The 24,957-nt window shown below is 64.1% G+C and carries 27 protein-coding genes and 4 tRNA genes; 9 read left to right on the top strand and 22 right to left on the bottom strand.

Annotated features, from left to right (window positions below; translation table 11 throughout):
• Positions 1 to 230: 230 nt before the first annotated feature.
• The 11 genes from ACIGGF_RS04465 to ACIGGF_RS04415 form a co-directional block, all read right to left on the bottom strand.
• Positions 231 to 770, bottom strand: a complete 540-nt coding sequence (locus tag ACIGGF_RS04465) for an adenine phosphoribosyltransferase (RefSeq protein WP_397520183.1) — start codon at positions 768 to 770, stop codon at positions 231 to 233.
• On the bottom strand, positions 767 to 2,470 hold the full coding sequence (locus ACIGGF_RS04460) for an ABC transporter substrate-binding protein (protein WP_397520182.1): 1,704 nt from the start codon (positions 2,468 to 2,470) through the stop codon (positions 767 to 769). The genes ACIGGF_RS04465 and ACIGGF_RS04460 overlap by 4 nt, the downstream gene beginning before the upstream one ends.
• 26 nt (positions 2,471 to 2,496) lie before the next feature.
• Entirely contained in the window at positions 2,497 to 3,678 is a 1,182-nt protein-coding gene (gene secF / locus ACIGGF_RS04455; protein WP_397520181.1) for a protein translocase subunit SecF, read from the bottom strand.
• A gap of 1 nt (position 3,679) precedes the next feature.
• Entirely contained in the window at positions 3,680 to 5,446 is a 1,767-nt protein-coding gene (secD, locus tag ACIGGF_RS04450; RefSeq protein ID WP_397520180.1) for a protein translocase subunit SecD, read from the bottom strand.
• Positions 5,447 to 5,610: 164 nt separating this feature from the next.
• Positions 5,611 to 6,036, bottom strand: a complete 426-nt coding sequence (gene yajC, locus ACIGGF_RS04445) for a preprotein translocase subunit YajC (protein ID WP_397520179.1) — start codon at positions 6,034 to 6,036, stop codon at positions 5,611 to 5,613.
• Positions 6,037 to 6,174: 138 nt separating this feature from the next.
• Positions 6,175 to 7,203 (bottom strand): Holliday junction branch migration DNA helicase RuvB, encoded by a 1,029-nt coding sequence (gene ruvB, locus ACIGGF_RS04440; RefSeq protein WP_397520434.1) that lies wholly within the window; start codon positions 7,201 to 7,203, stop codon positions 6,175 to 6,177.
• Between the two features lie 54 nt (positions 7,204 to 7,257).
• Positions 7,258 to 7,863, bottom strand: coding sequence for a Holliday junction branch migration protein RuvA (ruvA, locus tag ACIGGF_RS04435; RefSeq protein ID WP_397520178.1), 606 nt, complete (start codon positions 7,861 to 7,863; stop codon positions 7,258 to 7,260).
• Positions 7,860 to 8,477 (bottom strand): crossover junction endodeoxyribonuclease RuvC, encoded by a 618-nt coding sequence (gene ruvC, locus ACIGGF_RS04430; RefSeq protein ID WP_397520177.1) that lies wholly within the window; start codon positions 8,475 to 8,477, stop codon positions 7,860 to 7,862. The genes ruvA and ruvC overlap by 4 nt, the downstream gene beginning before the upstream one ends.
• 105 nt (positions 8,478 to 8,582) lie before the next feature.
• Positions 8,583 to 9,341: a YebC/PmpR family DNA-binding transcriptional regulator gene (locus tag ACIGGF_RS04425; protein ID WP_397520176.1), complete on the bottom strand. Its 759-nt coding sequence runs from the start codon at positions 9,339 to 9,341 to the stop codon at positions 8,583 to 8,585.
• Between the two features lie 87 nt (positions 9,342 to 9,428).
• The gene (pdxT, locus tag ACIGGF_RS04420) at positions 9,429 to 10,031 is read right to left on the bottom strand and encodes a pyridoxal 5'-phosphate synthase glutaminase subunit PdxT (RefSeq protein WP_397520175.1); all 603 of its coding nucleotides are present in this window, start codon (positions 10,029 to 10,031) and stop codon (positions 9,429 to 9,431) included.
• Complete coding sequence (locus ACIGGF_RS04415) at positions 10,028 to 10,879, bottom strand: acyl-CoA thioesterase (protein ID WP_397520174.1); 852 nt, start codon at positions 10,877 to 10,879, stop codon at positions 10,028 to 10,030. The genes pdxT and ACIGGF_RS04415 overlap by 4 nt, the downstream gene beginning before the upstream one ends.
• A gap of 49 nt (positions 10,880 to 10,928) precedes the next feature.
• On the opposite strand from ACIGGF_RS04415, the gene ACIGGF_RS04410 reads away from it, so the two are divergent.
• Positions 10,929 to 11,564 carry a hypothetical protein gene (locus ACIGGF_RS04410; RefSeq protein ID WP_397520433.1) on the top strand — a complete coding sequence of 212 codons (636 nt, stop codon included), beginning with the start codon at positions 10,929 to 10,931 and terminating at the stop codon, positions 11,562 to 11,564.
• Positions 11,565 to 11,571: 7 nt separating this feature from the next.
• On the opposite strand, the gene pdxS is transcribed toward ACIGGF_RS04410, so the two are convergent.
• The 9 genes from pdxS to ACIGGF_RS04365 all read right to left on the bottom strand — a co-directional run bounded on the left by pdxS (position 11,572) and on the right by ACIGGF_RS04365 (position 19,742).
• Positions 11,572 to 12,510 (bottom strand): pyridoxal 5'-phosphate synthase lyase subunit PdxS, encoded by a 939-nt coding sequence (gene pdxS, locus ACIGGF_RS04405; RefSeq protein ID WP_397520173.1) that lies wholly within the window; start codon positions 12,508 to 12,510, stop codon positions 11,572 to 11,574.
• Positions 12,511 to 12,695: 185 nt separating this feature from the next.
• Positions 12,696 to 13,721: an NUDIX domain-containing protein gene (locus ACIGGF_RS04400; RefSeq protein WP_397520172.1), complete on the bottom strand. Its 1,026-nt coding sequence runs from the start codon at positions 13,719 to 13,721 to the stop codon at positions 12,696 to 12,698.
• Complete coding sequence (locus tag ACIGGF_RS04395) at positions 13,721 to 14,845, bottom strand: glycosyltransferase family 4 protein (protein WP_397520171.1); 1,125 nt, start codon at positions 14,843 to 14,845, stop codon at positions 13,721 to 13,723. Before ACIGGF_RS04395 ends, ACIGGF_RS04400 begins: the two co-directional genes overlap by 1 nt.
• Positions 14,842 to 15,747, bottom strand: coding sequence for a phosphatidylinositol mannoside acyltransferase (locus ACIGGF_RS04390; RefSeq protein WP_397520170.1), 906 nt, complete (start codon positions 15,745 to 15,747; stop codon positions 14,842 to 14,844). Before ACIGGF_RS04390 ends, ACIGGF_RS04395 begins: the two co-directional genes overlap by 4 nt.
• Positions 15,744 to 16,427 (bottom strand): phosphatidylinositol phosphate synthase, encoded by a 684-nt coding sequence (pgsA, locus tag ACIGGF_RS04385; protein WP_397520169.1) that lies wholly within the window; start codon positions 16,425 to 16,427, stop codon positions 15,744 to 15,746. Before pgsA ends, ACIGGF_RS04390 begins: the two co-directional genes overlap by 4 nt.
• Positions 16,428 to 16,452: 25 nt before the next feature.
• A complete protein-coding gene (locus ACIGGF_RS04380; RefSeq protein ID WP_397520168.1) occupies positions 16,453 to 16,995 on the bottom strand; it encodes an HIT family protein in 543 nt (180 codons plus the stop codon).
• Position 16,996: 1 nt separating this feature from the next.
• Complete coding sequence (gene thrS / locus ACIGGF_RS04375) at positions 16,997 to 19,051, bottom strand: threonine--tRNA ligase (protein ID WP_397520432.1); 2,055 nt, start codon at positions 19,049 to 19,051, stop codon at positions 16,997 to 16,999.
• Between the two features lie 101 nt (positions 19,052 to 19,152).
• On the bottom strand, positions 19,153 to 19,554 hold the full coding sequence (locus ACIGGF_RS04370) for a TIGR02611 family protein (protein WP_397520431.1): 402 nt from the start codon (positions 19,552 to 19,554) through the stop codon (positions 19,153 to 19,155).
• A gap of 116 nt (positions 19,555 to 19,670) precedes the next feature.
• Positions 19,671 to 19,742, bottom strand: a tRNA-Val gene (locus ACIGGF_RS04365).
• 242 nt (positions 19,743 to 19,984) lie between these two features.
• Between ACIGGF_RS04365 and ACIGGF_RS04360 the strand changes: the two genes are divergently transcribed.
• From ACIGGF_RS04360 to ACIGGF_RS04325, 8 genes are all read left to right on the top strand, one after another.
• A tRNA-Gly gene (locus ACIGGF_RS04360) sits at positions 19,985 to 20,056 on the top strand.
• Between the two features lie 17 nt (positions 20,057 to 20,073).
• Positions 20,074 to 20,144 (top strand) — tRNA-Cys (locus ACIGGF_RS04355).
• Between the two features lie 37 nt (positions 20,145 to 20,181).
• Positions 20,182 to 20,256 (top strand) — tRNA-Val (locus ACIGGF_RS04350).
• Positions 20,257 to 20,567: 311 nt separating this feature from the next.
• On the top strand, positions 20,568 to 21,164 hold the full coding sequence (locus tag ACIGGF_RS04345; protein ID WP_397520167.1) for a helix-turn-helix domain-containing protein: 597 nt from the start codon (positions 20,568 to 20,570) through the stop codon (positions 21,162 to 21,164).
• Between the two features lie 837 nt (positions 21,165 to 22,001).
• Positions 22,002 to 22,130, top strand: coding sequence for a hypothetical protein (locus tag ACIGGF_RS04340; protein ID WP_397520166.1), 129 nt, complete (start codon positions 22,002 to 22,004; stop codon positions 22,128 to 22,130).
• A gap of 114 nt (positions 22,131 to 22,244) precedes the next feature.
• Positions 22,245 to 22,418: a helix-turn-helix domain-containing protein gene (locus tag ACIGGF_RS04335; protein ID WP_397520165.1), complete on the top strand. Its 174-nt coding sequence runs from the start codon at positions 22,245 to 22,247 to the stop codon at positions 22,416 to 22,418.
• 16 nt (positions 22,419 to 22,434) lie between these two features.
• The gene (locus ACIGGF_RS04330; protein WP_397520164.1) at positions 22,435 to 22,599 is read left to right on the top strand and encodes a helix-turn-helix domain-containing protein; all 165 of its coding nucleotides are present in this window, start codon (positions 22,435 to 22,437) and stop codon (positions 22,597 to 22,599) included.
• Between the two features lie 80 nt (positions 22,600 to 22,679).
• On the top strand, positions 22,680 to 22,982 hold the full coding sequence (locus ACIGGF_RS04325; protein WP_397520163.1) for a hypothetical protein: 303 nt from the start codon (positions 22,680 to 22,682) through the stop codon (positions 22,980 to 22,982).
• Positions 22,983 to 23,757: 775 nt separating this feature from the next.
• On the opposite strand, the gene ACIGGF_RS04320 is transcribed toward ACIGGF_RS04325, so the two are convergent.
• Positions 23,758 to 24,075: a hypothetical protein gene (locus tag ACIGGF_RS04320; RefSeq protein ID WP_397520162.1), complete on the bottom strand. Its 318-nt coding sequence runs from the start codon at positions 24,073 to 24,075 to the stop codon at positions 23,758 to 23,760.
• Positions 24,068 to 24,781, bottom strand: a complete 714-nt coding sequence (locus ACIGGF_RS04315; RefSeq protein ID WP_397520430.1) for an ADP-ribosyltransferase — start codon at positions 24,779 to 24,781, stop codon at positions 24,068 to 24,070. Before ACIGGF_RS04315 ends, ACIGGF_RS04320 begins: the two co-directional genes overlap by 8 nt.
• Positions 24,782 to 24,957 lie beyond the last annotated feature (176 nt).

The raw sequence follows: 24,957 nt of genomic DNA, 5'->3' as shown, positions 1-24,957 counted from the left end.
GCGATTCACCGGGCGCGACCTCGTCGGGCGTGACGACGTCGACAGCGGTCGGGTCGGCAGCCCCGGTCCGGTCGACAGCGGTCCGGTCGGTCGATACGGACCGCTCGGGGACGGCAGGCCCATCAGGCAAGGGTTGGTCGATGTAACGGGTCACTCTCATCACCTCCTGCCACACTCCGCGCTATGGCCGAACGTATCCGGTCAACGCTTTATGAAAGAGACTTTAGTCCTCATACTCGAACCAAGCAGCCGAGCGGGTAGTCACTGCACTTCTCACGCCCTCGCAGAGCCGCGATTTCCAGGACGACAGCGGCACCGACGATCACTGCGCCCTGATCGGCCAACAGCTGCGCGGTCGCCTCGACGGTCCCGCCCGTCGCCAGCACGTCGTCTACCACCAACACCCGTCGTCCGACCAGTTCGATCGCCGTCGGAATCTGCAGCTCGGCGGTCCCGTATTCGAGCTTGTACGACTGCGAGTGCACCGGCGGCGGGAGCTTGCCTGCCTTACGCACCGCCAATACACCGCAGCCCAGCTCGAGGGCAACGCCTGCACCGAGCAAGAATCCACGCGCGTCGATTCCCGCGACCAGATCGACGTTTTCGTGGCCTTTCGCCAATTCCGAGACAACGCTGCGCAAGGCGCTGCCCTCGGCGAACACCGGTGTCAGATCGCCGAAACGCACGCCCGGAACGGGGAAGTCCTCGACCCACCGTGTCAGCCGAGTCACGGCTTCGACTGCACGTGCCCGTTCATCTACCTCGTTCATCGAAGAAGAACCCACCGATCCATGTTCCATCCGGCACCTGCGGCCGTGGGGTTGGGGACCACGTCCTGCATACCGTCACTGACGACAGTGGTGCGCGGTTCGTTGTACAGGGGAAGCGACGGCATGTCGTTCCACAGGATTCTTTCGCCTTCGGTGGCGAGGGCGAGCACTCGCTCCGGGTCGTCGGTGACCGCCAACTGGTCGACGATCGAATCGATTCTGCCGTTGCTGTAGCCGCCGAAGTTCAGGCCGTTGCCCGTCCGCAGCGAATACCGTGCGACAGCTCCGCCGGCCGACCCCGATGGCCCAGGAAGCGAGCCGCTGGTGCCGAGCACCGCGTCGACGGCACCGCCGCGCAGGGCAGAGGGCGTGAAGTCCGGCGAGCCGGCGTCGACGACGGTGATTCCGGCGGCGGCGCAATCCGCAGCCATGCGGCTCACCTCCTGTGCGCGACGCATGTCCGGCGCTCTGTAGCCGACGCGGACGGTGAGGGCACTGTCGCCTGCAGTGCCGAGTTCCTTACCTGCCTGATCCAGGTTCGACCGCCGATAGCGATCTCCGACCACCGTGGCGACCGCCGGATACTCGAGCGTGTCGAGCTGGACCAGTCGAGAGTCCACGAGACCGGAGCCGAGCCCGGCTGCGGGAGCCTCCGATCCCGGATGTCCCACTGTGTCGAAGAGATCGGACCGGGGAACGCACGCGGCCACTGCTCGGCGTGCGCTGGCTTCGGCCAGCACCCCCTCGGTTGCGAACGTCAACTGTTCGACGCCCCGTGACGGTTCTTCGCTGGTCGCGAATCCCTCGATCGGACCGAGATCGACGGCACCGGCACCGTGGTCGAGCACGTCCAGCGAGCCATCGGCCAGTTTCGCTGCCACCTCGTTTCCTTTGGGCCAGATGACGACCCGCTCGGTCTCGGGCGGAATACCCCACCACGCCTCGTTGGCCACGAGCACCACACCGTCCTCGGGGGTGTAGGAGTCCACGCGATACGGCCCGGCCGAGGGCAGGAGAGAGGTGTCGATCGAGCCCGGCGTCAGGTTCCACCCGGTGTTCCAGAACTCGGCGATGCGACTCACGACGTCATCGTCGCGGGACAGAATGGGATCGACGACGTTCGGCACTCCTGCCGCCCGGGCCGCGACGTGCGCAGGCAACAGATCGGTGGCACCGAACAGTGCGCGCCAATTCTGGTAGCTACGGCCGGGTGCGAACACCACCGTGGCCTCCTTGGCCCCGGGGACGCAGTCGATGCGTTCGATGTCGGCGTACCCGGCTGTGGACGCTGCGTCGAACATGGGCCGGTCGGTGGCGAATGCGCCGCTGTTCGCCGCCCACGCCAACACCAGGTCGTCGCACGCCATCGGCACCCCGTCGGAGTACGTCGCCGCCGCGGCAATGGAGTACTGCACCGTCAACGTGTCACCGGGAACGATCGCCGTGGTGCCGACGTCGTTGTCCGACAGCGCCTCTCCCTCGGGACCGAGGTAGCTGAAACCCACCTGCACCCGCGTGAATGCCTGTCGCGCTCCCGACGCCGCACCCTCGACGGTTCTGGCGTTGTAGGTGTTCACCACGTTGTCGAACGAGTAGCCGATCGAGGGCACCTTGTCCTCTGGTGTCGAACACGCGGTGATGGACACCGCCGCGACCGCTGCCACCACCAGTGCCGCGTTCCACCTGCGTCTCACGTGCACTCTCCGTCCCGGTCGAGGGTGGTTCTCTACCTGCGCTTCTTGTTTCGCTTACCGGTGGGGCGGTTGCCCGGCTGCGGTGCCGACCCCTTCGGTGCGGCCACGCCTACGGCTACCGGTTCCGGTGCCAGACCGGCTGCGCGAGCAGCCGCCTCGGCGCGCTTGGAGTGGACCTTGCGGGTGTGAACGGCCACCGGGCCCCACTTCTCCTTGAGCGTCACCAGTAGTGGAGTGGCGAAGAAGATGGACGAGTAGGCACCGACGATCATTCCGACCAGCTGCACCAGCGCCAAATCCTTCAGCGTGCCCACTCCGAGCAGCCAGACCGCTATGACCATCAGCGCCAACACCGGCAGCACGCCGATCACGGTCGTGTTGATCGAACGCATCAGCGTCTGGTTGACCGCCAGGTTGGCCTGCTCCGCGAACGTCTTCCGGTGCAGATTGAGGATGCCGCGGGTGTTCTCTTCGACCTTGTCGAACACCACCACCGAGTCGTAAAGGGAGAAGCCGAGAATTGTCAGCAAGCCGATGACCGTCGCCGGAGTCACCTCGAATCCGACGAGCGAGTACACGCCTGCGGTGACGATGAGGTCGAAAGCCAGAGCGGCGAGTGACGCCAGAGCCATGTCCCGTTCGTAGCGAACTGCGATGTAGATACTGACGACGACCAGGAAGACCGCCAACGCGATCAGCGCCTTCTGGGTGATCTGACTCCCCCAGGTTTCACTGACATCCGACACGCTGATGGCGTTGGGGCTGGCGGTACCGGAACTGTCCTGCGGCTGGAAGGCCTCGAACAGGGCCTGACGCAGGTCGTCCACTTCGGCGGGATCGAGCGCCTCGGAACGAATCTGCACCGTTGCCGCGGCACCGGAGCCGACCGTCTGTACCGACACGGGCGGCATACCGAGCGAGTCGTCGTAGACGGTCTCGACTTGCTCGGTGGAGATGTTGTCGGCGGCGGGCAATGCGATTCGAGTTCCGCCCTCGAAGTCGATACCGAGGGTGAAGCCGCGCACCAGAAAACTCAGCAGGCACACCAGGACGATGACGCCGGTGAGGATGTAGTAGAACCGACGACGACCGATGATGTCGAAGGCACCGGTACCGGTGTAGAGCCTGGAGAAGAAACTGCGCTTGGGCTGCGCGGACTGATCGACACCCGAATCGTCGAGGGGCGATGGGGTCGACGTGGTCGTGTCCGACATGTCATGCCTCCTTCGACGGCGCAGCGCCGGTCTTGACGGCGAGAGCCTTGTTGGCCGCGCGTTTACGCTCCGAAGCAATCTGCTGCACGGCACCGAGACCGTTCACGGACGGCTTGGACCAGAATTTGGACTTCGAGGCCAGGTACACCAGCGGCCAGGTCACCAGCACCACGACGATGATGTCGAGGATCGTCGTCAGTCCGAGAGTGAACGCAAAGCCGCGAACCTGACCGACTGCCAGTATGTAGAGCACCGCCGCTGCGATGAAACTGACCGCGTTGCCGGACAGAATCGTCTTGCGAGCGCGCGCCCAACCTCGCGGCACCGCCGACCGGAAACTGCGTCCTTCACGGATTTCGTCCTTGATGCGTTCGAAGAACACCACGAACGAGTCGGCCGTCATACCGATGCCGATGATCAGACCGGCAATGCCCGCGAGGTCGAGAGTGAAGCTGATCCACCTGCCCAACAGAACGATCAACCCGTACACGACGAGACCGGCCAGCACCAGCGACAACGCTGTGAGCAGGCCGAGGGCACGGTAGTAGAGAAGGCAGTACACCAGTACCAGCGCCAGTCCGATGGCACCGGCGATCAGGCCGGCTTCGAGCGAGGCCAATCCCAGTGTCGCCGAGACCGTTTCGGCCTCCGAGGATACGAAGGACAGCGGCAGAGAGCCGTACTTGAGGGTGTTGGCGAGCTCGGACGCGGTCTGGGCGTTGAAGTTTCCGGTGATCGAGGTAGCGCTACCGGCTGGGGTGGCCCCCTGGATCACCGGCGCGCTGATCACCTTCGAGTCCAGTACGAATGCGGCCTGCTTCTGCAGGTTGGCCGCGGTGAACTGCGCCCAGGTGTTCGACCCGTCCGAGTCGAACGTCAGGCTCACCTGGAACTGAGCCTGCTGGCTGTCGAATCCGGAGGTCGCATCGTCGATCTGCTGGCCGTCGATGATCGTCGGGCCGAGCAGGTACACCGCCGTTCCGTCGGTCGAGCAGGCGACGAGAGGAAGCGCCGGATCGTCGTTGCCGGCGAGTGGATCGGCCGCGTTGCAGTCGAGGGACTGCAACGCCAGCTGCTGAATCTGCGGGTCCTCGCTCTGCCGGAGCGCTTTCGCGTCGGCGATCTCCTGCGCAGCGCGATCGGCATCCGACAGCGAAGCATCGTCGGCGGGGTCGTCGGTCGTGGGTGCGTCCGTAGCGGGGGCCGGCGTAGCGGGCGTCGGCGTCGGATCGACCGCAGACGGATCCTGCGCCGGAAAGACGCGACTCTGAGGTGCGGCCGGTGTCGCGGGATCTTCGGAAGCCGCGGGCGCTGCCGGAGCGCTGGGATCAGCGGGCGCGGCGGGATCGACCGGCGCTTGCTGCGATCCTGCATCCTGCCCCGCCGAGGGAGCGACCGATCCGAGCACGGGGCGAATGAACAGTCGCGCGGTCTGGCCCAGGGTGCGCGCCTGAGAACTGTCGTCACCGGGCACCGTGATGACCAGGTTGTCACCGTCGACGACCACCTCGGAGCCGGAGACACCGAGACCGTTCACGCGCGTCTCGATGATCTGCTGCGCCTGCCTCAAGCTCTCCTGAGTCGGCGCATTGCCGTCGGGGGTCCGCGCGGTGAGCGTCACGCGTGTGCCGCCCTGCAGGTCGATGCCCAACTTCGGCGAGGGGTCTTTGTCTCCGGTGAAGAAGACCATGGCATACACCGCTGCTATCAGCACCGCGAAAACGGCGAGATAGCGGGCGGGACGCACCGGTCCGCTGGAAGGTGCCACGGTGTGTGTTTCTCCTCTGGACGGCGGAAAGTATCGGTTCCTGCAGGCGGTCGGTGGGCTCGCTGTGTCAGCGACGAGCGGTGCGATTGTGCACCACTTCGGTCACCGCAGACGAAACCGCTGCCGGATCGATGTGTCCGACAGCGGTTCGAGTCAACGGCCGTTCACTCTTTTTCGAGCCGCTTCGACGTCTGCTCGACGGTCTCGTCCGGACGGCTCGCGTCCGGACGGCTCGCGTCCGGCTTGCGCAGTGACGGAGCTGCGGTGTCGGTCGAGCCGAGGGCCGCGATGTCCGCGTCGGTGGCGGCGTCGAACTCGGTGTCCTCGAACTCGGAATCGTCGGGCAGCACCTCACGTACCACCGCGCGCGACCAGGTGGTGATGACGCCGTCGGCGATCTCCAGGTCGATCGTGTCGTCCTCGACCAGGACAACGCGGGCGTACAGGCCGGCCGTGGTGACGACCTCGTCGCCGATCTTCAGCGAGTCCTGCATTTCCGTGGTCTTGGCCAACACCTTCTTCTGTCGACGCGCGTTGAGAAACAGCGGTACCAGAAGGGCCACGATCAGCAGCGGGAACAGCAAATCCATCGGAAGGTCAGTCCTCGAAGTCGGGGTCGAAATACGTCATTGTCTCGTGCGAGAACGTCGCCGGTGCGGGCCTCGCAGCTACCCAGTGTGCCATTACCTGCAACCGGTCCGGTCCGTTCGTGTCCTGTTGTGCCCGATTCAGTCGAATAATCCCTGCGCAGCCTCTGAGGATCGGACCGAAATTCCGCCGACCGCGAGATCCGGCGGTGGTGTCAGACCGAGGTGTTGCCACGCGGTGGCCGTCGCAACGCGACCTCGCGGTGTGCGAGCGATCATGCCGGCGCGTACCAGGAACGGCTCGCACACCTCCTCGACCGTCGACGGTTCCTCGCCGACGGCGACGGCGAGGGTCGATACCCCCACCGGTCCGCCGCCGAAGCTGCGGATGAGTGCGCTGAGAACCGCTCGGTCGAGTCGATCGAGCCCGAGTTTGTCGACGTCGTACACCACCAGAGCGGCCTTCGCCGTCTCGCGGGTGACCGTGCCGTCACCCCGCACGTCCGCGTAGTCGCGCACTCGTCGGAGCAACCGGTTCGCGATGCGCGGGGTACCGCGCGAGCGCCCGGCGATCTCGGCGCAGCCGTCTCGGTCGATCGGTACCCCGAGGATTCCGGCCGACCGCATGAGGATGCGTTCGAGTTCGGCGGGCTCGTAGAAATCCATGTGCGCCACGAATCCGAAGCGGTCCCGCAGGGGCCCGGTCAGAGCGCCGGACCTGGTGGTGGCACCGACCAGGGTGAACGGGGCCACCTCGAGCGGAATGGACGTCGCCCCCGGCCCCTTACCGACGATGACGTCGACGCGAAAGTCCTCCATGGCCAGATACAGCATTTCCTCCGCAGGACGGGCGATGCGATGGATCTCGTCGATGAACAGCACATCTCCCTCCACCAGGTTGCTGAGCATCGCCGCCAGGTCACCTGCCCGCTCGAGCGCCGGACCGGATGTGAGCCGAAGCGAGGTGCCCAACTCGGCGGCAATGATCATCGCCATGCTGGTCTTGCCCAGCCCCGGTGGCCCGGACATCAGGATGTGATCGGGAGTGCCGCCGCGCATCTTGGCACCGGACAACACGAGTTGGAGTTGTTCCCGCACCCGAGGCTGGCCGATGAAATCGGTGAGGTTCTTCGGACGCAGACTCGTCTCGACATCCAGATCGTCGGACATCGCGTCCGCACCGACCTGGGATTCGGCGAATTGATCGTCCTCGGTCACGCCGACCTACCTCGACTTGCCGAGGTACGCCAGTGCCGACCGCAAGGCGGTCGACGTGGTGGCCTCGGGCTGCTGAGCCAGTACCGCGTCGGTCGCTTCTTCGGCCTGCTTGGTGGGGAAACCCAGCCCGATCAGCGCTTCGACGATCTGGTCTCGCATCGAATTGCCCGCACCGGACCCCGGCACGACCGGGCTTCCAGCGCGTCCGACCACCGCATCGACCTTGTCACGCAACTCGACGACCATTCTCTCCGCGCCGCGCTTACCGATACCGGGAACTCGGGTCAGTGCGCCGATATCGCTGTCCGCCAACGCAGTTCGCAGGGAGTCGGGCTCGTGTACGGCAAGAGTCGCCATCGCGATCCGCGGGCCGACACCGGTGACGGTGAGGAGCAACTCGAACAGCTCACGCGACTCCTTGTCGGGGAACCCGTAGAGCGTCTGCGAATCCTCACGCACGATCATCGTCGTCAAAAGTGTTGCTTCGCTCCCCCGGTGCAGCGTGGCCAGCGTCGCCGGAGTGGCGTTGACGCGGTACCCGACGCCCGCGGCCTCGAGCACGGCGTGATCGAGAGCGATATCGACCACCGAGCCTCTGATCGATGCGATCATCGTGTGCCCGCCTCCTTCTTGGCCATCTTCTCGATCCTGCGGGCGACGACGGCCCGAGCCTTGCGCTCCTCGGCCAGACGGGCGTCGTACTTGCGCTTCTGTTCGGCGGCCATGGCTTCCGCCTTGGCCATCCGCGCGATCATGGGAGCTCGCCAGCAGTGGCAGATGCCGAGTGCGAGCGCGTCGGCCGCGTCGGCGGGAGTCGGTGCCGTCTGCAGTCCGAGGATCCGCATGACCATCGCGGTGACCTGAGCTTTGTCGGCCGACCCGTTGCCGGTGACAGCGGCTTTCACCTCACTCGGCGTGTGGAAGCACACGTCGATGCCGCGCCGAGCCGCAGCCAGTGCGATCACACCACCGGCCTGCGCGGTACCCATGGCGGTGCGCACGTTGTGCTGGGCGAACACGCGCTCGATGGCCACCACCGAGGGCTTGTGGGTGTCGAGCCAATATTCGGCGGCCTCCGAAATTCGGAGCAACCGCTGCGCGAGATCCATGTCGGCAGGCGTCCGGACCACGTCCACGTCGAGGGCCACCACAGTGCGTCCGACACCGCCCTCGATCAAGCTGAGTCCACACCTGGTGAGACCGGGGTCGACACCCATCACCCGCACGCCACCACACCTTCCGCTTACGAACTGTTGTTCGATAGCGTAGCGGAGCGAGCCGTCGGATCAGGGATACGACACCCGGCCTGTTGCCTCGGCGAATCGAAGCAGTCAGTCCTCTTCGTCGAGCTCGGCAATGACTTCATCGGAGAGGTCGACGTTGGACCACACGTTCTGGACGTCGTCACTGTCTTCCAGGGCGTCGATGAGCTTGAACACCTTGCGTGCACCGTCCGCGTCGACCGGAACGTTGACCGATGCCTGGAAGCTCGCCTCGGCCGAGTCGTAGTCGATTCCGGCCTCCTGCAGGGCGGTGCGCACGGCGACCAGATCGGTCGGCTCGCTGACGACCTCGAACGTGTCGCCGTTGTCGTTGACTTCCTCGGCACCGGCTTCGAGAACGGCCATCAGAACGTCGTCCTCGCTCTGCCCGTTCTTCTCGAGAGTCACCACGCCCTTGCGCGAGAAGAGGTACGACACCGAACCCGGATCGGCCATGTTGCCGCCGTTGCGCGTCATCGCCACGCGTACTTCGCCTGCGGCGCGGTTGCGATTGTCGGTGAGACATTCGATGAGGATGGCGACACCGTTGGGTCCGTAGCCCTCGTACATGATGGTCTGCCAGTCGGCTCCACCGGTCTCTTCGCCAGCGCCGCGCTTACGGGCCCGCTCGATGTTGTCGATCGGAACCGACGTCTTCTTCGCCTTCTGGATAGCGTCGAAGAGAGTCGGATTGCCCGTGGGGTCACCGCCACCCGTGCGGGCCGCCACCTCGATGTTCTTGATGAGTTTGGCGAAAGACTTGCCGCGTCGGGCGTCGATCACCGCCTTCTTGTGCTTGGTGGTGGCCCATTTTGAGTGGCCGCTCATGCGATAGCGCCCCTTCCTGCTCGAAATCAGTCGTGTCGACTTTACTCGCCCGGTGCCGCGCTCGGGACCGACCTGCTCCGACGCGTCCTAGCGTCGGCGCACCATGTCGACGAAGAGCCGATGTACGCGATCGTCGCCGGTGACTTCGGGATGAAAGCTCGTCGCCAACACCGAGTTCTGCCTCACGGCCACCACACGACCGGCAGCCGGACCGTGCGGGACAGTGGCGAGCACCTCCACCTGCTCACCTACGCGCTCGACCCAGGGTGCCCGGATGAAGACCGCTCGTACCGGGCCGCCGTCGATGCCGGCGACGTCGAGATCGGTCTCGAAGGAGTCGACCTGACGCCCGAAAGCGTTGCGGCGCACGGTGATGTCGAGGGAGTTCAGATGCCGCGCGTCGGGCCTGGTATCGAGGATCTCCGAGGCCAGCACGATCATTCCCGCGCATGATCCGTAGGCGGGCATGCCCTCTGCCAAGCTGGCGCGCAACGGGTCGAAGAGCTCGAACACTCCCAGCAGATTGCTCATGGTCGTGGATTCGCCACCGGGGATGACGAGCCCGTCGATCTGCGCGAGCTCGGCCGGACGCCGCACTGTGACCCCGCGCGCACCGCTCGACTCGAGTGCGGCCAGATGCTCGCGGACATCTCCCTGCAAAGCGAGAACTCCGATGGTCGGAACGCTCACTTGCGCCCGAAGGGGTCGATGTTGGTCTTGCCGGGGTCACGCTCGAAACGCATGAGCCCTTCCTGGACCACCGCGGCAACCATGCGGCCGGAAGTGTCGAATATCCGTCCCTGAGTCAGCGCACGCCCGAAATCGGCCGACGGCGACGTCTGGTCGTAGAGCAACCATTCGTCCGCCCGGAAGGGCCGAAGAAACCACAGGGCGTGATCGAGGGAGGCGGTCTGCGTGACGGCATCCGGGTGCGGCACTTTGGCCGAACCCAGCAGCGTCATGTCGCTCATGTATGCCAAAGCGCAGACGTGGAAGACCTGATCGTCGGGCAGTCTGTCGCGGTAACGAAACCACACGCGTTGCTGCGCAGCGAAATTCGGATGCTTGACGGTCTGGTCGTCCGGAACGAGACGGATGTCCCATTCGGACCACTCCTTGTAGAACGAGTGGTCGTACTCGGCGAGTGTGGTGGGATCGGGCAGCCTGTCCGGTCCCAGGACCTCGGGCATCGTGTCCTGGTGCGAGATGCCGTCGTCCTCGCCGTGGAAGGACGCGGACATCGTGAAAATCGCTTTACCGTGCTGGATTCCGGTGACTCGGCGCGTACAGAACGATCGTCCGTCTCGGATCCGATCAACCATGAAGACGGCCGGCTCGTTGGGGTTGCCCGGCCGCAGAAAGTAGCCGTGGAGCGAGTGCACACGATATTCGGGAGCCACCGTCCGCACGGCCGCGACGAGCGCCTGGCCGGCGACCTGACCGCCGAACGTCCGGGGCAGACGACTCGGGAAGGTCCGTCCCCGATAGATGTCGTTCTCGATCCGTTCCAATTCGAGAATGTCCTCGATGCTGGCCATGGCCCACCTTTCTGAGGTGCTCAGGCTAACAATGGATCGACCGGGCAAGATGGTCGGTGTGGGTCAACCGGTGCCGATCTTTCCCGATCTCCTCGTGGAGTCGATCGTCGAATCCTGCCCTGCCGATACCCGCACGGTCGTCGTGGTCGACGGTGCCGACGCTGCGCGGCCGGTCGAGTTCGCCTCGCGCGCAGCGGAACACGCCCGCACACGTGGCCGTCCGGCAGCCGTGGTCGATCTGCACGATTACGTCCGACCGGCGTCGATCCGCTTCGAGTATTCACGCCACGACGAGTTGAGTTATCGCACACTGTGGTTCGACTACGACGCCGTGTCGAGGGAAGTCATCGCGCCACTGCGACTCGGTGGCCGAGGTCACTTCCTGCCCCGCCTGTGGGATGAGGCAACCGATCGATCCGCTCGCGCTCGCAGTGTCCCGGCCGCGCCGAACCAGATCGTGCTCATTGCCGGCCCCATGCTGATCGGGCGAGACCTGGACATCGATCTGTCGGTGCACCTTCGTCTGTCCGAGACCGCGCTACGACGCAGAACCGATCCAACGGACGAATGGACCTGCGACCCGCTGCTTGCCTACTACGACGGGCTCGACGACTCGGCCGGGCGGCCGGATTTTCTGGTCCGCTGGGACCATCCGGACCGCCCGGCCCTGGAACGCCGGGTCTAGATGCGAGTCACCAACCGCGCTCGGCGAGGCGGTGTCCGACCGGCAGGTCGTCGACGTTGATGCCGACCATTGCTTCGCCGAGACCACGCGAAACCTTTGCGAGCACATCGGGGTCGTCGAAGAAGGTGGTGGCCTTGACGATTGCCTCGGCGCGCTCCTTGGGGTTCCCGGACTTGAAGATTCCCGATCCGACGAAGACGCCCTCGGCGCCGAGCTGCATCATCATCGCGGCGTCTGCGGGAGTGGCGATGCCGCCCGCGGTGAACAGAGTAACGGGCAGCTTGCCTGCCCGGGCGACCTCGACGACGAGGTCGTACGGTGCCTGCAGTTCCTTCGCCGCCACGTACAGCTCGTCCTCGGGCAGAGAGGTCAGTCGACGAATCTCGTCGCGGATCTTGCGCATGTGGGTCGTCGCGTTCGAGACATCGCCGGTGCCCGCCTCACCCTTGGAGCGAATCATGGCCGCGCCCTCGGTGATTCGGCGCAAGGCCTCGCCCAGGTTGGTGGCACCGCAGACGAACGGGGCGGTGAAATTCCACTTGTCGATGTGATTGGCGTAGTCGGCCGGGGTGAGCACCTCGGACTCGTCGATGTAGTCCACGCCCAGGCTCTGCAGGATCTGCGCCTCGACGAAGTGTCCGATGCGGGCCTTGGCCATCACCGGGATGCTCACCGAAGCGATGATGCTGTCGATCATGTCGGGATCACTCATGCGCGACACACCGCCCTGAGCGCGAATGTCGGCGGGAACACGCTCGAGGGCCATGACGGCGACAGCTCCGGCGTCTTCGGCGATCTTGGCCTGATCGGCCGTGACCACGTCCATGATGACGCCGCCCTTGAGCATCTCGGCCATGCCACGCTTCACGCGGGCGGTGCCCGTTCCGTTCTCGCTCGACCTGCCTTCGGTGGATCCAGCCGTGTCAGATGCGTGTGGGGTACTCAAGCCAACTCCTGTGTTCTGGGCACCGTTCGTGGCGCTCCGGACTGATGTGCGCGGACTTCGCCGCCGGTCCCGTGATGGCGATTGCAGGCGGCGGCGCGACGTCGCGCCCAGAACAGTAGGCCTCGGCGCGCGCGAATCCCATAACCACTTGGCAATTGCTGGCCTGCTCGGAAGGGTCCAGATTGCTAGCGGATGGCGCGCACGTCAGGATCGCCGCGCCGAGCGAGGGCCACGTTGACCTCGTCCAGCAGTTCCGCCAGATCCTGCGGGTAGACGTTCTCGCCGAGCGCGCTCAGCGCACGGATGTCGGACTCGGTGCACCACTGGTGGCCGGTCACGGTGCGGCGCTCGAAGTCGGTGAAGCCGGCGCTGTGCGGCTCGAACTCCTGCGTTCGGATCGCGAAGAACAGTTCCTCGGAACGGATCAGAGTGCCGTTGAACGGGAAGGTCGCCACTCGACGCCACAGGGGTCCGCGCAGATCGGCTGCGGCAACGTTCAACCCGGTTTCTTCGTGGACTTCTCGGACAGCGGCATCACGGAGCGATTCCCCCTTCTCCACTGCTCCACCGATCGTGAACCAGAAGAAGATGTCGGGCACCGTGGGGTCGTGCCCGCGCAACAGCAGTACCCGGCCACGCTCGTCGAGCAACACCACTCGCGCCGAGGTGCGCGGCGTGGCCCGATTCTCACTGCCGAAGGTGGCAGCGGCCGACCGCTCCGCGATCTCGAAGTACGACGGCAGAGCCGCGGTGCCGCCCAGATGCAGCCACCGAACCGGGCGACGGACGCGCAACGCCAGAGTGTCGCGCACGGCATCGTTGTGGAACCGTCGTGCGATCAACACGCGCGCCTCCGCGTCGGCGAGTTCGGCGACGAGTTGCGGTGGCAACGCTGTCGGCTCGACGACGGCGAGCGCCATGGACACCGCGTTCTCCGCTTCCTCGCGCTGTGACCGGTCGGCGCGTTCGGCTCGGTCGGCCAGGGCAGCAAGCTCTTTGCTCGACGAGACCGAGCCACGGGTGGCTGCCGACACGGCTCGTGCGACGACGGCTCGGCGTGCGAGCGCGGCGTCGAGGGCTTGCCAGGCGAGATCGGTGCGAACGTGGAGACGGTCCAGTCGGTGTGCGGTTCCGTACGCCCACAGACCGACCAGGAGGATCAAAACCGCGATCAGCCCGAGGACGAGAACGGTGACGGCAGACAGAGTCATCAGCTCGCTGCTCGCACTTTCTGTCCGCCGAGGGTGACCGTCTCGTAGACGCGCAGGATCTGCTCGGCGACGACGGGCCAGTCGTAGGTGGACACGGCCGCCGACGCGGCGTCGACCAGGCGGTCGCGGACGGCGTCGTCGGACAAGATCGTTGTCACGGCCTCGGCGAGCGCCGCGGAATCGTCTATCGGCACCAGCAGACCGCACGCCCCGTCGCGCAGGACCCGACGGAAGGCGTCGAGTTCGCTTGCCACGACCGGTGTTCCGGCGGCCATCGCCTCTACGAGCACGATGCCGAAGCTTTCACCGCCGAGGTTCGGCGCGCAGTAGACATCGGCGCTGCGCATCGCAGAGGCCTTCGTCGCGTCGTCCACCTGCCCCAGAAAGGTCAGATGCGACGCCAGAGAACCTGCCTCTTTGCGCAGCTTGTCCTCCTCGCCGCGCCCGACGACGAGGATCTCGATGTCGGGATGGGATTCGACCAGTACAGGCAGGGCACCGAGCAGAACGGCCATTCCCTTGCGCGGTTCGTCGAATCGGCCGAGGAAGAGAACCGTGCGGCCGGCCCGTGGATAACCCTCCAGCACAGCCGCATCCGCGAACGCCGGCACGTCGACCCCGTTGGGAATCTCGACCGCATCGGACCCGAGCGCCTCGACCTGCCAACGCCGCGCCAGCTCGGACACGGCGATGCGGCCGCTGATCTTCTCGTGGTACGGACGCAGCACCCCTTGGAAGGTGCTGAGCACCAACGATTTCGTCGTCGAGGTGTGGAACGTTGCCACGATCGGGCCGTCCGCGGCCTTCAGCGCCAACATCGACAGGCTGGGCGCGTTCGGTTCGTGGATGTGCAGCACGTCGAAATCGTTCTCCGAGATCCACTTTCGAATCCGGGAGTACGTCACCGGACCGAATCGAAGGCGCGCGACCGACCCGTTGTACGGAATGGCCAGCGCCTCACCGGCCGACACGACGAAATCCGGCAACGCCACGTCGTCCGACGCCGGTGCCAGCACGCTGACGCGATGTCCGCGTTCGATGAACACTTCCGCCAACTGCTGAACGTGGGCCTGCACCCCGCCCGGCACATCGAACGAGTACGGGCAGACCATGCCGATCTTCACGTGCCCTCGATTCTGGCGCGTCTCTCGGCCGACCAGTCGCTCATCCACAGGGGCTGCAACATGTGCCAGTCGGCCGGATGTGCCCGAATGCCGGCGGCGAAGTGGTCTGCCACCGACTGTGTTGCCGCGCCGATGCCCCGCGAGACGTCGACCGCGGGCGAGATGTCGAACCCCCAGCCGTCGCCGTCGAAGTAGCCGTGCACCGGTAGCAGCGTCGCCCCGGTGTCGATCGCGAGTTTCGCGGCACCAGCAGGCATGCGCGTCGGTTCGCCGAAGAACGTCACCGGCACACCGTGTTTCGCAAGGTCGCGCTCGCCGAGCAGGCAGACGACCTTGTTCTCGCGCAACCTCTCCGACAGCGCGAGCAGGGGCGGTTGCTCACCGCCGCTGAGCGGAAATATCTCGAACCCCAGGCTTTCCCGATACGCCACGAAGCGCTGGTAGAGCGATTCGGGCTTCAGGCGCTCGGCCACCGTGGACAGTCCGCCGTGCGTGCGCACCAACCACATTCCGGCCATGTCCCAGTTGCCGCTGTGCGGTAGTGCGAGCACCACTCCCCTGCCTGCATCGAGCGCCGACTCGAGATGTTCCTTGCCGTACACACATCGGTCGATGACGGCGGCCTGAGCAGCCAGGTCCATCGACGGCAATCGGAATGCCTCGCGCCAGTAGCGCGCGTACGAACGGACGCTGTCGCGAATCAGCTCGTCGGGTACCTGCTCCGCCGTCGTCCCCAGCACCCGGGCGAGGTTGCGGCGCAGCTGATCCGGACCACCGTTGCGGGAGGAAGCGACGTCCGCGCCGCGGTCGAAGAGGCTCCTCGCCACGCTCTCCGGCAACGAACGAACCAGTCGCCAACCGGCCGCGTACCCGAGGTCGCTTGCTCTGTCCGAGAGGTTCACGACGAAGCCACGTCACCGTCGCCGGCGGTGGGAGTGGTCGGAGGCACGATGATGTCGCGAGCCCCCTCGGATCCGCGGACCGCAAGAACCCGTTGGAACACGGTCACGATGCTCAGGGCGGCAAGAATCCACATCGCCGGGTAGATGAGGCTGTCCAGCCACGGAATGTCGAAATGGCGTCCGACTCCGGTGAATCCAGCTCCCACGAGAACGATGACGAGTCGATCCGGACGCTCGATCCACCCACCGTCGGCCGAGAGTCCGCTGGCTTCCGCGCGCGCCTTGGCGTACGAGATCACCTGGGACGTGACCAGGCAGATCAGTGTGGCGACGAGTAGAGGCTTGTCCTGCTCGGAATACACTGCCCACCAGGCCAACCCACCGAAGATCGCGCCGTCGGCCACGCGATCACACGTTGCATCCAGGACGGCTCCGTACTTGGTGCCGCCGCCCCTGGCCCGTGCCATGGCTCCGTCGAGCATGTCGAAGAGGACGAACAACGTGATGACGATCGAACCCCACCACAGGTAGCCGGCGGGGAACATCGTGACCGCAGCGGTGACAGTGACGACGGTGCCGATGACGGTCACCGAATCGGGGGTCAATCCGGTGCTGTTGAGAGCGCGCCCGAGCGGGGCGGTCACTTTGGACACCGGCGCACGGCCGAAAATGCTCAGCACGGCGCGTGCTCCTCTCGCCTGTGGTTCATTCGTTCCAGGCCGACGCGAGCAGGGTTCTGGTATCGCGGAGCAACTGCGGCATCACCTTGGCACCGCCGATCACCGTGATGAAGTTCGCATCGCCTCCCCACCGCGGCACGATGTGCTGGTGCAGGTGCTCGGCCAAGGAACCACCGGCTGCCGCGCCGAGGTTGAGTCCCACGTTGAAGCCGTGTGGGCTCGACACTCGCTTGATCACGCGGATCATCTGCTGGGTGAATGCCATCAATTCGGCACTCTCGGCGGGAGTGAGATCCTCCAGTGCCGCGACGCGGCGGTACGGGACGATCATCGCGTGCCCTGGGTTGTACGGGTACAGGTTGAGTACCGCGTACACCGATTCGCCGCGCGCGACGACGAGACCGTCCTCGTCGCTCATCTTGGGGATGTCGGAGAACGGCTCGCTGAACTTCGCCGACGCCTGCGGGGCTTCGGCGATGTAGGACATCCGGTGCGGAGTCCACAATCGTTGGAGCCGGTCGGGCTCACCGGCACCGGTTGCGACAATCGACTCGTCCTGGTCGGGCATGTCAACTCACTCCACTGGTCTGCACGAGGTCGGCGGTCGGTGATGCGTTGTTGCGCTGGGAGATCCACTCGGTGATCGTCGCCACTGCCTGCGCGACCGGTACACCGTTGACCTGAGTTCCGTCACGGAATCGAAAGCTGACGGCACCGGCCTCGACGTCGCGTTCGCCGGCGAGCAGCATGAACGGGACCTTCTGCGCGGTCTGGTTGAAGATCTTCTTCTGCATCCGATCGTCACTGGCGTCCACCTCGGCCCTGACGCCGTGCTTCTTCAACTCCTTCACCACCGCGAAGAGGTGGTCCTGGTGCACCTCGGCCACTGGAATGCCCACGACCTGCACAGGCGCGAGCCAGGCCGGAAATGCGCCCGCGTAGTGCTCGGTGAGGACGCCGAAGAACCGCTCGATGGACCCGAAGAGTGCGCGGTGAATCATCACCGGTCGTTCCTTCACGCCGTCCGAGGCGGTGTACTCGAGCTCGAAGCGCTCGGGCAGGTTGAAATCGAGCTGGATGGTCGACATCTGCCAGGTGCGACCGAGCGCATCCTTGGCCTGCACCGAGATCTTCGGTCCGTAGAACGCGGCACCGCCCGGATCGGGCACCAGATCGAGGCCCGACGCTGCCGCGACCTCGGCGAGGGTGTTGGTCGCTTCTTCCCAGACTTCGTCGCTGCCCACGGACTTATCGGGGTTGCGGGTCGACAGCTCGAGGTAGAAATCGTCGAGGCCGTAATCCTTCAACAGGCCGAGAACGAATTCCAGTGTGCTGGTGAGCTCTCCGCGCATCTGCTCGCGGGTGCAGAAGATGTGTGCGTCGTCCTGCGTCATGCCGCGCACCCGCGTCAGTCCGTGGATGACGCCGGACTTCTCGTAGCGGTAGACCGAACCGAACTCGAACAAACGCAACGGCAACTCACGGTACGAACGGCCACGAGAACGGAAGATCAGGTTGTGCATCGGGCAGTTCATCGGCTTGAGGTAGTAGTCCTGGCCGGGCTTGCGCACCTCACCGTTCTCGTCGAGTTCGGCATCGAGATGCATCGCCGGGAACATCCCGTCGCGGTACCAGTCGAGGTGACCGGAGACCTCGTAGAGATGCCCCTTGGTGATGTGCGGGGTGTTGACGAACTCGTAACCCTCTTCGATGTGCCGCTGCCGGGAGTAGTTCTCCAGCTCGTTGCGGATCACGCCGCCCTTCGGATGGAACACCGGTAGACCTGAGCCGAGCTCGTCGGGAAAGCTGAACAGATCCAGCTCGGAGCCGAGCTTGCGGTGATCGCGACGCTCGGCCTCGGCCCGCAGTTCGAGATGCGCATCGAGTGCCTCGGTGGACTCCCAGGCGGTTCCGTAGATCCGCTGCAGGTCCGCGTTGTCCTGGTTGCCACGCCAATACGCGGCCGAACTCCGAGTGAGCTTGAAGGCCGGCACGTACTTGGTGGTGGGGATGTGCGGACCTCGGCAGAGATCGCCCCAGATGCGCTCGCCGGTACGGGGATTGAGGTTGTCGTAGGCGGTCAGCTCACCTGCGCCGACCTCCATCACCTCGGGATCGTCGATCCCGGACTTGTCATCGATGAGCTCGAGCTTGTACGGCTCGTTCGCCAGCTCCTCGCGGGCCTGCTCCACCGACTCGTACACCCGGCGTGAAAACCTCTGCCCGGCCTTGACGATCTGCTTCATTTTCTTCTCGAGGGCTGTCAGATCCTCGGGAGTGAACGGCTGCTCGACGTCGAAGTCGTAGTAGAAGCCGTCCTTGATGAACGGTCCGATGCCCAGTTTGGCGTCGGGAAAGAGTTCCTGAACCGCCTGTGCCAGCACATGTGCGGCCGAATGCCGGATGACGCTGCGTCCGTCTTCGGTGTTCGCCGGAACCGGCTCGACCTCGATGTCGATCTCGGGTGACCAGGACAGATCGCGCAGCTTGCCGTCGGGATCACGTACGACGACGATGGCGTCGGGTCCCTTGTTCGGCAGGCCGGTGTCGCGGAGCGCCGTACCTGCCGTTGTTCCTGCCTGCACCATGACGCGGGCGGGTGGAACGGTGGCGACAACGGGCATGCTCACAGCGGTGTACTCCTCGATCGGTTCTACTGGCCAGGAAGGCCTCCGACAGCCTATCGGCAACGAGCCCCTCGTCGGCCCTCAGCGCGGCGCGTCGATCAGATCGGACTCTTCAGCCACGTCCAGTCGAGTCCGAACCAGCCGCCGACCAACGCGAACGTGCCCAGCAACCACAGCGTTGCCAGCACCACGATCGTGGTGAACAGAACGCCGAGACCCTTGACGAACATCGACTGCGTGGAGAACCAGTCCATGAATGCGTCGTATCTCTTCCGAACGAACCGCAGCGCACTCTTGGCCCACGCGAATTCCGAAGCCAGGATGCCCAGCCCCGCGAACACGATCAACCAGCCGGGCCCCGGGTACGGAATGGCGAGAACACCCAGCGCCAACACGACTGTCCCGATGACACCGACGGTGATGCGGTACCCGAGATCCAGCGACTTGTTCTCGGCGATACGAGCCCGGAACCGTCGATGCTTCACTTTCGCTGACTCGATCGGACCCTGGTCGGCGACGGCCTGGGGCTTCGACTGTTCGGTGCTCACCGGCTCAGGTTACCGGCATCGAACGCAAGAAGGCCCACACCGACGAGCGGTGTGGGCCTTCTTTCTTGTGGTCCCGGCTGGGATCGAACCAGCGACCTTCCGCGTGTGAAGCGGACGCTCTCCCACTGAGCCACGGGACCGAACGAGGCAAAACATTAACACGAGGTGCTGCGGCGAACCGAATCGCCTGCCCGTCGCCGCAGACATCACCGACGTGCCGGCGCAGCGCCCGTCGCGCCTCTGCTTTCACATCGTTCACACCCTCGGATCGCGCCAATTCTGCAGCTGACCACGAGATTTGTGAGTTTCACTCCCGTTGGGTTAATGTTTTCCCCGCACCACGGAGACAACAACTGCCCTGCAGTGAGCGCCTCCGGGGTACGCGGATGTGGCGCAGTGGTAGCGCATCACCTTGCCAAGGTGAGGGTCGCGGGTTCGAATCCCGTCATCCGCTCGAGGGTCTCGACCCATGGTGGAGTGGCCGAGTGGTGAGGCAACGGCCTGCAAAGCCGTGCACACGGGTTCGATTCCCGTCTCCACCTCGCTAGTGCATCGGTCGCAAGGCCGGTGCGAGGACATGCGCGATTAGCTCAGCGGGAGAGCGCTTCCCTGACACGGAAGAGGTCACTGGTTCAATCCCAGTATCGCGCACCACAAGAAAGACCAGGTGAGGCCCCCTTTCGAGGGGGCCTCATTTGCGTTCCATGCAATAAGCATGCAACTCATGGTCTCTGCGGCGAGACGGTAGCCGAATAAAACGGCCCCGGATCGGGCTTCCCTCCCGATTCCGAGGCCTTCGGCCCGACGACGGGATTTTCCGCCGTGAACCGTTTGCAGAACGTATCTCACCCCACCGACAGAAACGCCGTGAGTCGCGCGTACGTCCTCACCATTCTTGCCGGCCTCAGCCTCTACCCCGCGTTCGTCGGCATTTGCCAGGCCGTTGTAGCCCTCGGGTGGCACGCATGAGCATCCTCAACGAGCTGGAGAAGCTCGATATTGTCGGCCAGACACTCAACCTTGTGCGCACTGCCCACAACCTGACCATCGAACAGGTCGCCAACGTCGCAGGCATCAACCCCAACGACCTCCGTGCAATCGAGACTCAATCAGTCGCGGCCAGTGGTGACACCCTCCGCAACATCTCCGAAGCACTGAGCGACTTGGCTACAGCGGACCTGACAGGGTCGATCCGCCTCCATTGTCACAAGTGCGGTTCAGAAGCGGTGACTGTGAACGCTCCCCCGCCGCCCGTACCCGTCACCTGCGCCGACTGCCGGCACGCTCCCGTTGAGGACGTTCCAGTGGAACTCGATGCCGACATTGCAGCCGAAACCACACACCACACCGCAGCAATCCCGTCCGGAGCACACACGCTGACCCTCGATGCGAGCACCATCGAATACACCGATGGCATCGCAGAAACGTCTTTCCACATTGCGCGCGCCTTCGAGAACGTGACCGTGGATCTGAGTAGCGCCCGCCTGCTGCGAGACGAACTGTCTGCCGCTATTGCTGCCGCTGAGGCATTCCCTGCGCACGTCGAAACGAACACACCGTAATCCTCTGTAGTTCGCTTCACGTCGTTTTCTGGGCCTGCCCGACGCTTAACCAGCGGCCTCCTGTTGCGTGTGCTGACAATCCCCAAGACCAGGCTTGTGGAGCCGTGCCGTCGACTGATCATTGACAGCAAGGTCAACCGACAGCTCTTCACGCACTCAAGCGTGGAGGGCTAGAGGTCGTGGGATGAGACGGTCAGCGGGCCAACACTGGGGCGCTCCACTGGGGCATCAAGACACAGGGCGAAGCTCCGTCCGGTGAAGCACAGTCCCGCAGGGTCAATACCCGCGGCATTTCAGAAGTTGCTAGCCCCCAGCAACTTGACCTGGGATCTGCCTACATTACGAGGCAATTATTACCGGTTCCATTGCGAAAACTGAGCAGCCATGAATACGCTCAACCCAACAAATACGAGAGGTCAGAAAATGACAGACAACCAACCAATACAAACCTTCTCAGGCACCCACCCCTACGACGTGAGCGTTCTGCAATTCATGCCCACCGACTACCTACTGTCAGTAGCTGACCAATTCGAAAGCCCGTCGATTACCGCTGAGTGGCTCCGAGAATCCGCCATCGAAATGATCGATGAGCGAATCTAACAAGGACAATGCCCACGTTGCACACGTCCTCTCGCAAACACACTGAATCCGACATGGAAACCTGCCGGATCACACATCACAAAGTGTCGGTCAGTCCCAATATGCAGCCTGTGTGGCACCCATGAATCGATCGAGCGGATGACCTGCGGCCTGACGCCGCCCGAACTGTGGAGGCTGCTCACGCCGCTGAAAGTACGCCGCCGAGTCAACAAGTGGTCCCGAGAGAATGAAGCTCACATGCCGAGCCTCGCTGACTGTCACGCAATCGTCGCCGAGCGCGGTCTGGCGTCGTTGCAGCCGCGACGGAACTCCGGTGGATGGGCAGAGTTCGGCGGTATTGCGGAACTTCCCGAGGAAACCGAATGACCAAAACGGATCGAGCTTGCGTCCTGTGCGCGTGTTGAAGTTGCCAACAACATTGTTGCGTCTAGCCACGAGCACTCAAGGTGGCCCAGAAAAGAACCATCTAGCATTTCCATCGTGACCAATTACATGACGCCCGCTGAAGCAGCCACAGAAGCTCGCTGCTCCAGACAGTTCATCTACAACGCTTTGTGGACTGGCGAACTCAAAGGGTTCCAACGCAAGCCACCGAACGGGCGATGGCTCATCGACCCCGCCGAATTGGACAAGTGGATACGCATTGGAAATTGACACTTCCTCCCAGTACATGACACCCCATGAGATTGCAGCCTTGGCCGGCTGCGACCTCGAATACGTTTACAAGGCCCTCTGGTCGCGCGACCTCATCGGCTACCAACGCATGCACAAAGGCCGCTGGATCATCGAACGCTCCGAAGTCACACGATGGCTCAAAGGCGACGACCCAAGCTAGATCATTCAAACGACCGACAAAACCGGGGTCGAACCCGACTGACGGTTATGCTTTGCACCCCAAACAGTAAAGGACTCCCCTTGAGAACCATCGCAGCCATCATCGCCGCCACACTCATCGCCCTCTTCGGAGCAACCGCAGCCTCCGCAGCACCCGTCAACACCCCCGGATCAAGCCAAATCGAAACAACCCCGGTAGCTCTCCCGCCCGGTGACACCATCGAAATACGAAGTGGCATCGGCGCGGCTGCGGGTGTCGTCCTCGGCGGGCTAGCAGGACTCCCCTTCTTCGTAATCGGTGCGGTTCCCGGTGCGATCATCGGCGGCCTCCTCGGAGCAGGCATCGGTGCGGCATCATGGAATATCGCTAACGCTTATAGCTAACACGAAAATTCCTACACCTAAATATGGGAGAAGCTATGAAATATACGGAAGAACGAATTCAAGCTGTAGACGACCACTTTGCTTCAGCCGGGGACACAGCTCCCATTGGTTTGCAGGGTCCGTTGCTAGACCTCGCAGGCGAAGAATCACCGGTTGCTTCGTTCCTAGAACACTGGACAGCAAGCGGCCGAACGAACTGGCGCGCATTTTGGCTACTGCCGAAACAGATCGCATTCGTCCAGGCGCACTCACCGACGCTTGATGACGGAAGGTTCGGGGCGCGAGACTGGACAGCCGCGTCCGAGCACAACGCGCCCGGCCCTTTCCAGCCGGTCGTAAAAGCTGCATGGCTGGCTCCCATCTCAGCGCTAGAGCGGCTTACATTGATAACCGACCCATCGAGATACGTGTCACGCGTCCTGACTACCGTCCCGAACTGGTCTCTGACACTCAACGGGGCGGATCTTGTCCTGTCGACATCAAGCAACGATGGTGCCTCCAACCAGGACCAACTTGACCACTTCGTCCGCGAACTGCGTCGCGTGTGGGGCGAGCGCCCTTGATGCCAAATATGCCCCTGATACGTACATAGGAAAGTCGGCCTCCCCCAAGGCAGAGGCCCGGAGTGACGCTCAGGTGTTAGCCCCTGGTCAGGGCGTTGCCGGAAGTTTTGAATCCGAATCCCGGTTTGTGCACCTCACCAGGGGCGGAGCTGGGGCTGCTCAGAGTCGCCTGATGCCCTACCCATACTTGTGGGTGGGTGTGGCCCTGTCCTCTACGGGGCTGACCTCTTGACCAGTTGGCCCTCAACTACGGGTGCAGAGCCGTGATCGGCAACCGTGGTGTTGAAGGCTGTAGTGGCAGACATGCCGGCTGCGGCAGAACGGTTCAACTCACGGCGAAGGGCATTCGCTGCCTTGCCGTCCACTCCCTCCACAACGTCGAGCTGCAATGCGTCCCGGTCGTCGGTCCACAGCAAACCCAAGCCGTCCAGCATCGCCCACCGGCCTTCGCCTACTGGCTCGCTCCCGTAGAAGCGTTGTGTATCGATGGGTTTCGCACCGAAGTTCGAGGGATCGCTTAGGCTATTCATCGTTGCTGCTCCTCTGCCGCACAAGTTTCGCCGATAGTATTCGCCGTCCATCCTCGATGGCTGCGTCCGTGATCTCGTAGTCGATGCCGCGTCCGAGGAGCAGCTCGTTCTCGATCTGCCCGTACACAGCGAGAGAGTTATCGTCATTCTTCCCGTGCGACGACACGTACAAGCCGCGGGTACCCGAAGGCACATCAAGCCTGAGTTCCACCTCGGTGCGGTTGACGGACTTCAGTGTCGATTGCAGAGCGGTCGAGACGTACCCGTTGTCCTGAAAGCTGCGCCCGACCAGCCCTGAGAGGTTTGAGCCTTCCGTGAGGCCGAACACGTCTGCACCGATAGCGCGGGAAACCGTCATGTTCTCGGGCACCCTCGGGGCGTTGTCGATGACTCGATCCACACGAGTGATCGCATCTCGATGGTCGTCAGATATACGGGTAGTGATGCCACGCAGATAGTCGTTGATCGGCTCATACGTGTCGCCCGTGTAGGTCCGCACCGCTTGACGGTCAACGGGGTCCACGTACTCGGCGTACCCACGCCACACCCTCGACCCGAGTGCTCGCCCGTCGTCCTCGGTGAGGCTGCGAGGCGGTACCGGTGCCGCAGGCAAATCAGCGACCGGACGTACTGGCCTACCAACCTTCGGGACCAGCCCTGTGCGGGAACCTGGACCGCTGAGGGGAACGCCTGCACGCTCGACCATGAAGCCGTTGTTGGCGAGCAAGCGGATTGCGTCCTCGCGAGACTCGGCTATTTCCAGGATGGATTCAGGGAGGAGCCGTGGTGACGGCGCTCAGTGAAAATACCCAGATCTGATCCCTGAAAGTGCTCACCCGTGTGGCTCCGCCAATGAGGGCGGGCCTCCTCCGATGCTGATGG

Source organism: Rhodococcus sp. NPDC078407, assembly GCF_044542515.1.
In the GTDB taxonomy this organism is placed as follows: domain Bacteria; phylum Actinomycetota; class Actinomycetes; order Mycobacteriales; family Mycobacteriaceae; genus Rhodococcoides.
Note: the sequence above shows the minus strand (reverse complement) of the source record. Positions and strands in the feature narration are given on the sequence as shown.